The following is a 12,580-nucleotide window of genomic DNA, read 5'->3' as shown; positions in this document are numbered from 1 at the left end:
CATGAACCATTTGGTTGACCCCCTCTCGGGGGTCACGCCAGGGTCGGGAATGCGGCCCCGACCGGCCGCAGTCACCGACCTCGAAAGGTACGTGAAATGCACGGCAAGACCCCCCGGCGCTCACCATCGGGCAAGCGCTTCCTCTCCTCCTTCTCCCCCGGCCGGCGCCTCATCGCCATCGGCGCCGGGTGCGCGCTCGCCCTGGTCGGCGGCGGCATCGCCACCGCCTCCACCCTCGCGTTCGACGACCACCAGGTGGGCAGTCAGTACGCTGGCGGGGAGCAGATCTCCTCCGACCAGATGATCAAGCCGATCGGCGACCGCCTGATGACGCCGTTCGGCAAGCTGATGGCCTCCGTCGTCAGCCCGGACGGCCGTTTCGTCGTCGGGACCAGCACCGACCGCTCGGTCGACCTGCAGGTGTTCGACCTCAGCACCTACCGCCCGGTCGCCGCGGCGGGCACGCTCGCGCCCGCCGCCTTCGCGACGGCCGCGGCGAACGCCGGGTTCGCGAACATGTCGTACCTGAAGATCGCGGACGGCACGGTCGGCCAGGAGGGCCCCGTCTTCTCACCGGACGGGAAGTACCTCTACGCCCCGGTCGCGACCGGTATCGTCCGCTACCCCTTCAACACCGACGGCTCCCTCGGCGCCGGGACGACGATCGGCATCCCGAACACGGCCGCGGGTCTCGAGGCGCTGACCGCCGGGATGACCTTCTCCCCCGACGGCTCGACGCTCTATGCGGCGGCCAACGGGCAGAACATCGTCGTGGCGATCGACCCGGCGTCCGGCACGATCACGCACACCTTCCCGGTCGGCATCGCGCCGCGCCAGCTGAAGTTCGTCGGCGGCAGACTGTACGTCTCGAACGAGGGCGGTCGTCAGGCCGCCGCGGGCGACGCCACGATGGGCTCGTACGGCACGCAGGTGCCGGCCGACACCTACCTCGGAACGTCCACCACCGGCACGGTGAGCGTCATCGACCCGGCGAAGCCGTCCGCGCCGGTCTCGTCCATCCCCGTGCAGCTACACCCGACCGCCGAGTTCGTCGACGGCACGACGCTGTACGTCGCCAACACGAACAGCGACACGGTCTCCGTGATCGACACCAAGCGCGGCTCGGTCGTGCAGACCATCGCCACGCAGCCGTGGTCGTCGTCGAAGACCGGCTACCAGCCGACCGCCATCGCGAAACAGGGCGACCACCTGCTCGTCTCGCTCGGCCGCGCGAACGCGATCGCGGTGTACCGCGTCGACGCAAAGGACCCGCGCGACCCGGCGAGCTTCATCGGCCTCCTGCCGACCGACTACTACCCGGAGAACGTCGCGACGGTCGGCGACTCGATCGTCGTCACCAACACGCGCGGCATCGACGCGCGCGGTCCCGCCCTGACGTTCAACAAGGGCCAGGGCACGACGCCGGCGACCGGCCATGGCACGCACTCCACGACCGCGTCGCTGACCCGCTTCACGCTGCCGAGCGACAAGCAGATCCAGAAGGACACCGCGACCGTGTTCGCGCAGAACGGCTGGACCGCCGACTCGGTCAAGCCGGCGCAGGGCGATCAGGGCGAGAACGGGCATCTCGTCGCCATCCCGAACCGGATCGGCGAGCCATCGGCGATCAAGCACGTGTTCCTGCTCGTGAAGGAGAACCGCAGCTACGACCAGCTGTACGGGGACATGAAGCAGGGCAACGGCGACGCGTCGCTCGCCCAGTTCGGCCAGAAGATCACGCCGAACCAGCACGCGCTCGCGACCCAGTTCGGCCTCTACGACAACACGTACGACATCGGCACCAACTCGGCGGAGGGCCACAACTGGCTCATGCAGGGCGACAACCCCGCGTACACCGAGACCAGCGCCGGCGAGTACACGCGCTCGTACGACACCGAGGAGGACGTGCTGGGCCACCAGCGCTCCGGCTTCCTGTGGACGTCCATCCAGTCCGCGGGCAAGACCGCCAAGAACTTCGGCGAGTTCGAGTACGGAGAGGGCAAGCCGGCCGGCGCGACCTGGCAGCAGTACTACTGCGCGGCGCAGGGCACGATGGCGGGCGGCGACCCGGCGCAGTTGTTCACCCCGTCGCTGCAGCTGCACGCGAGCTCGGCCATCCCGTCGCTGAACGCGATCACCGATCCGAACGCCGCCCCGTTCGACCTCGCGGTGCCGGACATCTACCGGTACTCGACCTGGAAGCAGGATTTCGAGAAGAACGGCCCCGCCAACTTCAACATGGTGTGGCTCTCGAGCGACCACACCGGCGGCACCGCCGACCCGGAGGCGCAGGTCGCCGACAACGACCTCGCCGTCGGGAAGATCGTGGACGAGATCTCGCACTCGCGCTACTGGAAGGACTCGGCGATCTTCGTCGCGGAGGACGACACCCAGGACGGCGCCGACCACGTCGACGGCCACCGCTCGCCCATCCAGGTGATCAGCCCGTACGCGGTCCACGGCACGACCGTGAGCACGTACTACTCGCAGATCAGCCTGGTGCGCACGATCGAGCAGATCCTCGGCGCGCAGCCGCTGAACCAGAAGGTCGCCGCCGCGACGCCGATGGTGGACGCGTTCACGAACACGCCGAACCTCGCCCCCTACACCGCGGTGCGCAACCAGGTGCCGCTCACGGAGGGCGTCGTGACGGAGCCGTCCTGCGGTTACGACACGCTGGGGCTCACCGGTGATGCGGCGAAGAAGGTGAACGACCAGGCGGCGGCCGCCGCGGCCGTTCCCGCGGCGGAGAAGCCCGTCGCGGCCGAGTGGCAGAAGTGGGCGGGCAAGCAGCACTTCACCGGCACCGCCGGCCACCCCGCCATCCCGGACTACGACAACCCGGAGCTGATGAACCGCTGGACCTGGTACCAGACGCAGCACTGGACGAAGCCGTACCCGGGCGACGCGAAGATCTACGGCCCGGACGACGTCCCCGGCATCCCGGCGGGCTCGACCGACCACGACGACGACGGGCAGTGAGCCCGGAGCGTCTGCACTGAGCGCAGCGGGCCCGGAGGTCGTCCTCCGGGCCCGCTGCCGCTCAGTTCAGGGTGAACGTCTGCGCCGGCGCGCCGTTGCAGTCCCAGATCCGCAGAGCCGTGCCATCGGCCGTCGCCCCGTTGGGGGCGTCCAGGCAATAGCCGGATGCGGGGTTCAGGATCGCGCCGTTCGCCTGCGGCACCCAATGCTGGCCGCCGACGCCGTTGCAGTCGTGCAGCTGCACCCCCGCGCCCATGGTCGTGACGTTGTCGATCACGTCGAGGCAGCGTCCGATCGTCCGCACGCTCTGGTCGCCGGGTACGTACGTCCACTGCTGATCGCGAGCCTCGGCGTTCCCGCCGGGCGCGCCCGTGACCACGTTCTGGCACGACCAGAGCTGCACACGCTGGTTGTTGACGTTCAGGTCGTTGCCCGCCACATCGACGCACTTCGCTGCCGCGCCGGCGACGGGGTGCAGGATCGGCGTGGTCACCTGGAACTTCTGCGCCGGCGCTCCGTTGCAGGTCCAGATCCGCAGCGGCGTCCCGTTTGCCGTGTTGCCGTTCGGGGCGTCGAGGCAGAGGCCCGAGGCGGGGTTCTTGATGGAGCCGTCCGCTTGTGGGATCCACTGCTGGCCGGGCACGCCGTTGCAGTCGTAGAGTTCGACGCCCGTTCCGAGGGTCGTCACGTTGCCGTCGACGTCGAGGCATCGGCCCAGCGTGTTGAGGGTGCCGTCGCCGAACCCGCTGCCCGTCCAGCGCTGGTCCGCCGCGAGCGTCTTGCAGTCCCAGAGCTGGACGACGGCGAGGTTGCCGCCGGTGTCGTCGCCGGAGACGTCGACGCACTTGCCGCCCGGCCCGACGATCTGCCTACCGGGGCCGCCGCCGGTGCTGACGCCGTCGTAGTGCTGCGCCACGATGTTCGCCTGGACCGCGTTCTCCGCCGCGTCGGTGGCGTAGCCGCTGGTCATCACGCCCTCGAAGAACGACTGCGTTCCGCGGTTGGAGTTGTCTCCACCGGCACCGAGGCCGATCGAACCCTCCAGCTTCATCGGCTTCCAGGTGCTGCCGAACCGGTCGGTGCCGTCAGGAAGCGCCCCGTTGTACCAGGTGGAGAGCCCTCCGGACTGGGAGTTCCCGCCCTTCAGCGCGAAGGTGTCGACGCCGTTGTTCTTCAGCACCGCGGTGACGAACTTGGAGGCGTTGCCCTGATTCGGCGTCCAGACGAACGTCTTGCCCTGGAAGACCCCCTCCTCGAGGTCCGCCTGCACCCAGGGGCCGTGTCCGGTCGCGCCCACAGCGCCGAGCGTCGACAGGTTGAGAGTGTCCATGTGACCGGCACCGGTGTCGACCGTGTCGGTCTCCACATTGCCGAAGTCGGAGCAGCACGCGCTGTTCACGTTCGTGCCGCTCGCCACCTCGTACATCGATTCCGGGCTGGCCCCGCGTGCGGTGCCGACGGTCACCTTGCTGGAGCGGCGGTAAGCGACGCCCGGCGGCAGGTAGAGGCCGTATGCCTTCGCGCCGCCGACGGTGATCGGAAGGGCGGCGGCGTCGGCGGGCGCATTGGCCGCGCCCTGTTCGCCTGCGGGAGCGGGCGTCAGGTCGTTGTGGTTCGCCGACTGGTCGTACAGGACGGGGATGACGCAGCTCGTCCCAGCGCAGAACGCGTCCTGCGCCGCCGCATCGGCGTAGCCGCCTGCGCCGAGCACTCCGATGTTCCTCGTGGCCCCGTCCGAGGCGCGCTTCACCTGATAGAGCGGGCCGTTGTAGGAGGCGTAGAGGGCTCGCGCCGGGCTATAGGCGGCGACGCACGGGGTGCCCGCGGACGCGTAGATGTCACAGGGACCGTCGGTCGCCGCCTCCGCGGGAGCCGGTCCCGCCAGCGGCGCGACGATGAGTGCGAGCACGAGGGCGATGAGGCCGACGACGGCCGCGAGGCCGCGGCGATGCAGCGGTGGGGATTGGATGTGCACGTGGTGTCCTTCCGTTCGAGCGTCATTGCATCGGGACGGGTGCTCAATCGTTACAGCATGCCAGAAGTTGCGAGTGTTCTCTCCGTGCTTTATCGATTGAGCATCCCCGTCAGCACAGACCATAGAGGACGGAAGGGCTCCAAGGGAAGGGCCGCCGCGCATTCCCCTCAGACGGGCAGGACGCCGGCCTCCGAGGCGGTCGAGTCCAGCGGGAGGCACCCGCAGGACTGGCGGAGCACGAGCTGCACGTCGACGACATGCCGCTGCCAGCCGCCGTCCTCGCCCTCCATCAGCTGGAACAGCCGCGCCGTGGCAAGCCTTGCCATCTGCTCCGCCGGGACACGGATGGTGGTCAGGCTCGGGGTGGTCACCCTGGCGAGCCCGAAGTCGTCGAACCCGGCGATCGCGATGTCGCCCGGCACCGAGACCGAGGCCGCCCGCAGTGTCGTCAGCGCGCCGAAGGCCATGTCGTCATTGGCCGCGACCAGCCCGTCGATGCCGTCGATCCTGGCGCCGAGCGCCGCGATCGCGGCCGAGCCGGACTCCTCGCTGAGGTCGCCCTCCACGATCACCGCGTCCGCCTCGATCCCGTGCGCGCGCACCGCGTCGAGAAAACCGTCCCTGCGATCGACGCCGGTCTGGTGGTCGAGCGTTCCGGAGATGTGCAGCAGCCGCGTTCGGCCGTGCTCCGTGATGAGGTGCTCGGTGATCGTCCGGGACGCCGACCGGTCGTCGACCCCGACCGCGACCGCCGACGGGAGGTAGGGGAAGCTGCCGATCATCACCACGGGCAGCCCGCTGTCGATGAGCCGCTCGACGGTGGGGTCGTCGATCGCGGCGCTGGTGAGGATCGCGCCGTCGGCGCTGTGGGAGCGCATCACGCGCTCGTAGGCGGCGAGCCCGTGCTCGTTGTCCGGGTTGGTGGACACCAGCAGCTGCACGTCGTGCTCGTTCGCGACCGAGGACGTCCCCTCGAGGACGTGCATGAAGTAGCTGTGCCCGAACACGTGCGTCGCCGTCGTCGGCACGATCAGGGCGATCGTGCCGGCGTGCTGGTTGCGCAGGGCCCGCGCGGCGGAGCTGGGGACGTAGCCGAGCTCCGCGGCTGCGGCCTGGACGGCCTTGCGCGTCTCGACGCCGATGCGGTGGTTGCCGGCGAGGGCCATCGAGACGGCGGAGGGGGTCACCCCGACCTTGTCGGCGATGTCGCGGAGGGTGACGCGCCGCACCCGTCCCCGATCTGACATGCGCCGACTCCCCTTCCGCCCGGGCGATCCCGGGTGATCCTTACCGTAGCTCATCCCCTCAGTCGCGGTCCGCGCCCTGCGGCCCACGCACGATCGCGCGGATCACCGGCACGGGCAGCTTCGGCCTCCTCTCCTCGGTGAGCAGCCCGTTCGTCTCCTGCATCGTGTCGGTGAGCTGCGTGTAGCACGTGCCGGCGAGCACCGCGCTGCCGCGCAGGGCGTCGTAGAGGGCGCCGAGGCGCTCCTCGAACTGCGCAGCCGTGCTCGCCGTCGAGTAGCCCCAGCTGTCCGCCGGCGCCTCGGACCGGCCGGCGTGGAACTCGATGCCGCCGAACTCGGTGAGCATCAGCGGGGCGTCGGAGCGCAGCGTGTCCGTGAGCACCATCCGGCGCCCGGCGGGACCGGTGCCCGCGCGCAGCGCGTCGGCCGCAGCCCGGTCGCGGTAGCGCGCGCGGACGGCCTCCGCGTCGTGATCGTAGTCGTGCACCGACAGGATGTCGGACTCGAGATGCTCCCAGCCGTCGTTGGAGATGACCGGCCTGGTCGGGTCGACCGCCCTGGTCAGCTCCACGAGGGAACGGGCGAACGCCTGCTGCGCGGGCGCAACGGCGACATCCTGGATGCCCCAGCTCTCGTTCATCGGGACCCAGGTGACGATGCAGGGATGCGACCGGTCGCGTTCCAGTGCCGCGAGCCACTCCCGGCTGAGCCGCTCCACCGCCGTGGCCGAGAACCGGTAGGTCGCCGGCGCCTCGCCCCAGAGCATCAGACCGAGCCGATCGGCCCAGTACAGGAAGCGGGGGTCCTCGATCTTCTGGTGCACCCGCGCGGAGTCGAAGCCGAGCGCCAGGATCAGCTCCACCTCCTCCCGCAGCGCGGCCTCACTCGGTGCGGCGAGATGCGACTGCGGCCAGTACCCCTGGCTGAGCACGGAGCGCAGCACGCGTGGGAACCCGTTGAGCACGAAGGCGCCGTCGCGCACCCCCGTCGTACGGAGGCCGAGATAGCTCGCGACGCTGTCGGCCGGCGCGCCCTCGTGTTCCACCGTGACGATGGCGTCGACGAGCTGCGGCGACTCCGGCGACCAGAGCAGCCTCTCCCGGTCCTGCCCGTTCAGCAGCCGGGGCACCACGACGCTCCCGGCGTGGCGCTGGGTGGTCACGACCGCCGAGGCCTCGCCGATCGTCTCCTCGCCGAGGAGCAGGCGGATGCGGCAGCGCGTTCCCGACGCCGGCGGCCTGCTCAGGGAGATCTCGTACGAGACCGCCCCGCGCTCGATCTCGGCCGTGAAGTGCACGCCTTCGACGTGCTGCTCCGGCGTTGCCTCCAGCCAGACCGGCTGCCAGATCCCAGTCGTCCGGCGATACCAGATGACGTGCGCGTCCTCCTGCCAGTCCTGTTTTCCGCGCGGCTGCTCGACGTCCGCCGCACGGTCCTCCGCGCGGACGGCGACATGCACGGGCTCTCCGGGGACGACCGCGTCCGTGATGTCGAAGCCGAACGGCACGTGGCCGCCCTCGTGCTCGCCGACGAGCCGGCCGCCGACCCAGACCCGCGCGCGGTAGTCGACGGCGCCGAAGCGCAGGTGCAGCCGCGGGCGCTCCTCGGACAGCCCGGCCTCCCGCACGGTCTCCCAGGGGATCTCGCGCTGATACCAGACCACGTCGTGGAAACGGTCGTCGGCGACGCCGGACGCCGCGCTCTCCGGAGGGAACGGCACCGTGATGGCGCCGGGCAGCCGGTGCTCCGGCCGGTACCAGCCCTCGCGCTCACCGACCTCCAGGTCGTCGTGCGCGAAGCCCCACGTCCCGTCGAGCTCCGCCCAGTGGATGCGCAGCAGCTGCGGCCGGGGCCGCGCGACGTCGAGACCGCTCGCCCGTGGCAGGGTGCGCTCGCTCATCTAGACCTCCCCCGTCGTCGGGGTCGGAACCGTGCTCGCGTCGCGCGGGAAGGCTCCCGCAGCCGCGGTCGCGGTGCGGCTGAGGGATCCGTCCGGCTCCTCGGTCAGCTCGATCAGTCCCATTCTTCGGAAGAAGGGGGTCAGGCCGCGCCCGGTGTCGGCGAACGTCTCCGCCGTCGCGTCGCTGGATGTCTCCGGATCGAGCACGAACTCCTCCACGTTCCTGCCGCCCGACGCGAACGACCAGTCCACGAAGTCGAGCAGCGGCCACCAGGTGAGGCCGCGCACGTCCATCCCGTCGGCGTGCAGCCGGCGGACCGTCGCGGTGGCGGCATCCACCCAGTCCCGGCGGACCTGCTCCGGACCTTCGATGCTCGTCTCGGTGACCAGCATCGGCATCCCGTAGCGCTCCCCCCAGGCGCGGAGCACGGCGTCGAGGCCCTCCGCCCAGCGGTTCGCCGTCACCTGCCGCACGGTGCCGCCGGCACGCTCCAGGATGCGCGGGGTGAGATCCGGGTAGTAGTTGACCCCCATCAGGTCCACCTCGGCGGCGCCGGCGGTCAGCCCCGCGAGCTGCTCGGCGGGCGCCCCGTGCTCGAGCAGCCAGCCGTGCTGCGGATGCCGTTCGTCCACGCGCCCGAGCACGAGGTCGGTGGGCAGCGTCGCGAGCGAGCGCAGCAGCTCGACCTCCGCGGCGAGCGCGTCGTCGGTCGTCTCGTAGATCGTCGACGCCTCCACGTGCACGATCACCGCGTCCGGGTTCGCTCTGCGCGCGGCGGCGATCGAGCGCTGGACGCCGTCGGCGATGCCGAGCACCACCGCCGTCCAGCCCGTCCACCCGGTGAGCGCCGGCGGCCAGACGCCGCGCAGGCCGCAGAAGGAGGCCGTCGTCAGCGGTTCGTTGAGCGGGGTGATGTGGTCGACCAGTCCGCGATAGCGTTCGGCGAAGGCGGCGGTGAACTCCTCCAGAGCCTGCGGGAAACCCGGGTCGACGAAGGAGCCGGGCAGCCAGGTCGGCGTTCCGTAGTGCACGAGATCGGCGATCACGGTGAGGCCCAGCTCCTGCACGGCGTATCCGATGCGCTCGTCGAGCCTGCTCCAGTCGAAGCGGCCGGGCGCCACGTGCACGAGCGGCCAGCTGACGCCGTAGCGCAGGCCGGTCGCGCCCAGCGCGGCCGCCGTCTGGATGTCCTCGCGCCAGTGCGCGTCGTGCGCGGTGAGCTCGAACTCGTTCAGCGGTCCCATGGTCGAGCCCGGCGCCGGGTAGACGCAGGTGTCCTCGATGCCGATCAGCCAGCGCAGGCGGTCGTGGGGGAATCCGTCGATGTGTCTGGTCACTTGAGTCCTGTCGTTGCGACGCCCGCGACGAAGTATCGCTGGGCGAGGAAGAACGCGATCGCGATGGGCAGGAGCGAGATCACCGCTCCGGCCATCAGCACCGCATGGTCGGTCACGTGCTGGCCGCCGAACAAGGCGAGCCCCGCGGGAAGCGTCCGCATCTCCGGGGTGCTCGTGACCACGAGCGGCCAGAGCAGGTCGTTCCAGAGAGCGGTGAAGTTGAGGACGGCCACCGTCGCGATCGCCGGTTTGGCCAGCGGCAGGATGATCTTCCAGTAGATGCGGAAGTGCCCGGCGCCGTCGATGCGGGCCGCCTCGTCCAGCTCCCGTGGGATCGAGACGAAGAACTGCCGGAAGAGGAAGATTCCGAACGCGCTGGTCGCCCGCGGGATGATCAGGCCCTGGTAGGTGTTCAGCCACTGCAGGTGGAACAGCTCGACGAAGACCGGGATGAGGGTCACCTGGAACGGCACCATCAGCGTGACCAGCACGAGCCAGAACGCGAGCGTTCTGCCGCGGAAGTCGATCCGGGCGAGCGCGTACGCGCACATCGAGTCGAACAGCAGCGTGAGCACCGTCGTGATGCCGGCGAACACGATCGTGTTGAACACCAGCAGAAGGAACGGCAGCTGCTCCCAGATCCCCTGATAGCCGTGCAGCGTCCACTCGGTCGGGAGGAGGCTCGCGGGGTTGCCGAACAGATCGCGCTCCGTGCGGAACGACGTCGACAGCATCCAGATGAACGGCACGAGGGCGAAGACGAGCCCGACGCCGACGAAGACCCATTTGGAGACCGTCGTGGCGGTGGACGCGCCCTCCCGTCGGGCGGCGGCCCGGCGCGTTGGCCGGCGGAGTGCGTCAGTCGACATCGTTGTACCTGAAGATTCTGAGTTGGAGGGCGGAGATCACGACGATCACCAGGAACAGCACCCAGGAGATGGCCGCCGCGTATCCGGTGTGGAAGTTCACGAATCCTTCGCGGAACAGCAGCGTGACCAGGGTGTCGGTGGAGAACAGCGGTCCTCCCCCGGTCATCACGTAGACCAGGTCGAAGAGCTGGAACGACTGGATGGTCATGATGAGCGTGCCGAACAGCAGCGTCGGCCGCAGCGCCGGCAGCGTGACGTAGCGCAGCAGCGCCCACGATCCGGCTCCGTCGAGACGCGCGGCCTCGTAGCGCTCGCCGGGGATGCCCTTGAGCCCCGCGATGAGGATGATCATGACGAAGCCGGCGTTCTTCCAGATGTTCACGAAGATGATCGTCGGCAGCGCCAGCTGCGGCGACTGCAGGAACCCGACGTTGCCGAGGCCGAGCGCCGAGGTGATCGCGCCGACGACACCGAGCTCGGGGTCGAGCAGGAACCGCCAGACCAGGCCGATGGAGGTCAGCGACACCACCGTCGGGAAGAAGAAGGCGGACCGGATCATCCGGGTGCCGAGGCCGTCCTTGGCGAGCGCGAGGGCGAGCGCCAGGCCGAGCACGACGATGCCGGCGACCGAGACCACGGTGATCAGCACCGTGTGCAGCAGCGCGCCCCAGAACTGCGGGTTCTGCGCGAGCGCGATGTAGTTGCCGAGGCCGACGAACGGCTGCACGTCGGCGCCGATCGTCCAGTCGTGGAGGCTGTACCAGAACGAGACGAGGATCGGCCAGAGGACGAACACCCCGAGGATGAGGAAGCTGGGGGCGAGGAACAGGAGTGCAGGGGTGAGCCGGAAGCGACGGCGGCGGCCGCGCTCCTGGCGCTGGACCCCGGTCCGGGAGCCGCCGTGCGGCTCCCGGACCTTCGTCAGTACGGTCATTTGGCGGAGCAGCCCGTGAGCTCGTCGATCTTCTTCGTCGCCGTGTCGGCGCCGTCGTTCAGCGAGGTGCCGCGGGTGAGGCTGCCGATCATGGGGACGTAGGCGTCCGAGTCGACCTGCGTGGCGTTGGGCACCTGGGGCAGGTAGAGCCGGGAGGTCGGCGCCTGCGACGAGAACACCGAGACCACCGGGTCGGCCTTCAGCTCGGGGTCGTCCGTCAGATCGGTCCGCAGGGACGGGAAGCCGGTGGAGAGCGAGAACTTCTTCTGCGCGGTCTTCCCTGTCCAGTAGGCGAGGAACTGCTGCGCCTCCTGCGGGTGCTTCGTCTTGGCCGAGATGGCCAGCGGCGCGGTCGAGCCGAGGGTGACGGGCTTGCCGTCGACGTCCACCGGCACGGTCACGATGCCGAGATCGATGCCCGCCTTCTTGTAGCCGGGCGCGGCCCACGGGCCGTTGATCTCCATCGCGGCCTTGCCCGCGGAGAACAGGGCGTCGGCCTCGGCGCCGGTGAGACCGACGGGCGAGATCTTGTCCTTGCTGACCAGGTCCACCCACGGCTGGAGGCTGTCCCGGCCGGCGCTGGTGGAGAGGACGCTGCAGTTCTTCTGGTCCACGATGTCGCCGCCGGAGAGCCACTGCAGCACCGGCCACATCTGGATGGTGTTGTTGTCGGCGAGGACCAGACCGTAGGTGCCGTTCTTGGTCAGCTTCTTCGCCGCGTCCTGCAGCTCGGCGACGGTCTTCGGCGGTGTCACCCCGGCCGCGGTGAACAGCTTCTTGTTGTAGTAGAGGCTGAGCGTCGCGAAGTTCGCGGGCACCGCGTAGAGCTTCTTGTCGTAGGTGAACTCGTCGACGAGGGCCGGAGCGAACTCGCTGCTGTTGATCTTCGCGTCCCCGTCGCCGGTGAGGGTGATCGGCAGCACCGACTTCGTCTTGACGTACTGCGCGATCACGTTCGGATCGGACGACGGGGCCGCGATGTCCGGCCCCTGCCCGGTCATCCACGCGGAGGGCAGCTTCTGCTGGATGGTGTCCCACGGCTCGGCCGACATGGTCACCGTGATGTGCTTCTGCGAGGCGTTGAAGTCCTTGACGATCTGCTCGTAGCCGGGGGCGTCGCCGCCGGTGAAGCCGGTCCAGACGGTCAGTTCGACCGGGCCGCTCGACGATGTGCCTCCACCCGAGCAACCGGTGGCGACGAGGCCGACCGCAGCCACGACGGCGACGGCGGCGAGCTGTTTCTTGAAATGCATGGGGACTCTCCCTTGAGCGATGACAGACGATGTTCGGATGCGATGCTTCATCGTTAAAGCAGATACTAAGCGCGAACGCGAT

The 12,580-nt window shown here is 69.7% G+C and carries 8 protein-coding genes; 1 reads left to right on the top strand and 7 read right to left on the bottom strand.

What is annotated here, in order from left to right; all coding sequences use genetic code 11:
• The first annotated feature begins 96 nt into the window (after window positions 1-96).
• Entirely contained in the window at window positions 97-2,982 is a 2,886-nt protein-coding gene (locus AAME72_RS13025) for an alkaline phosphatase family protein (RefSeq protein ID WP_348786978.1), read from the top strand.
• 61 nt (window positions 2,983-3,043) lie between these two features.
• Here AAME72_RS13025 and AAME72_RS13020 read toward each other — a convergent pair whose 3' ends face one another.
• The 7 genes from AAME72_RS13020 to AAME72_RS12990 all read right to left on the bottom strand — a co-directional run bounded on the left by AAME72_RS13020 (window position 3,044) and on the right by AAME72_RS12990 (window position 12,498).
• Entirely contained in the window at window positions 3,044-4,957 is a 1,914-nt protein-coding gene (locus AAME72_RS13020) for an arabinofuranosidase catalytic domain-containing protein (RefSeq protein WP_348786977.1), read from the bottom strand.
• A gap of 167 nt (window positions 4,958-5,124) precedes the next feature.
• The gene (locus AAME72_RS13015) at window positions 5,125-6,204 is read right to left on the bottom strand and encodes a LacI family DNA-binding transcriptional regulator (RefSeq protein WP_348786976.1); all 1,080 of its coding nucleotides are present in this window, start codon (window positions 6,202-6,204) and stop codon (window positions 5,125-5,127) included.
• 58 nt (window positions 6,205-6,262) lie between these two features.
• On the bottom strand, window positions 6,263-8,104 hold the full coding sequence (locus tag AAME72_RS13010; protein ID WP_348786975.1) for a sugar-binding domain-containing protein: 1,842 nt from the start codon (window positions 8,102-8,104) through the stop codon (window positions 6,263-6,265).
• Window positions 8,105-9,442, bottom strand: coding sequence for a family 1 glycosylhydrolase (locus AAME72_RS13005; RefSeq protein ID WP_348786974.1), 1,338 nt, complete (start codon window positions 9,440-9,442; stop codon window positions 8,105-8,107).
• Window positions 9,439-10,311, bottom strand: coding sequence for a carbohydrate ABC transporter permease (locus AAME72_RS13000; RefSeq protein WP_348786973.1), 873 nt, complete (start codon window positions 10,309-10,311; stop codon window positions 9,439-9,441). Before AAME72_RS13000 ends, AAME72_RS13005 begins: the two co-directional genes overlap by 4 nt.
• Window positions 10,301-11,245, bottom strand: coding sequence for a sugar ABC transporter permease (locus tag AAME72_RS12995; protein WP_348786972.1), 945 nt, complete (start codon window positions 11,243-11,245; stop codon window positions 10,301-10,303). Before AAME72_RS12995 ends, AAME72_RS13000 begins: the two co-directional genes overlap by 11 nt.
• Complete coding sequence (locus AAME72_RS12990; protein WP_348786971.1) at window positions 11,242-12,498, bottom strand: ABC transporter substrate-binding protein; 1,257 nt, start codon at window positions 12,496-12,498, stop codon at window positions 11,242-11,244. The genes AAME72_RS12995 and AAME72_RS12990 overlap by 4 nt, the downstream gene beginning before the upstream one ends.
• Between the last annotated feature and the right edge of the window lie 82 nt (window positions 12,499-12,580).

This window comes from Leifsonia sp. NPDC080035 (genome assembly GCF_040050925.1).
Lineage (GTDB): Bacteria > Actinomycetota > Actinomycetes > Actinomycetales > Microbacteriaceae > Leifsonia.
The sequence above is the reverse complement of the archived record's forward strand: the minus strand, read 5'-3'. Positions and strand labels throughout refer to the sequence as shown.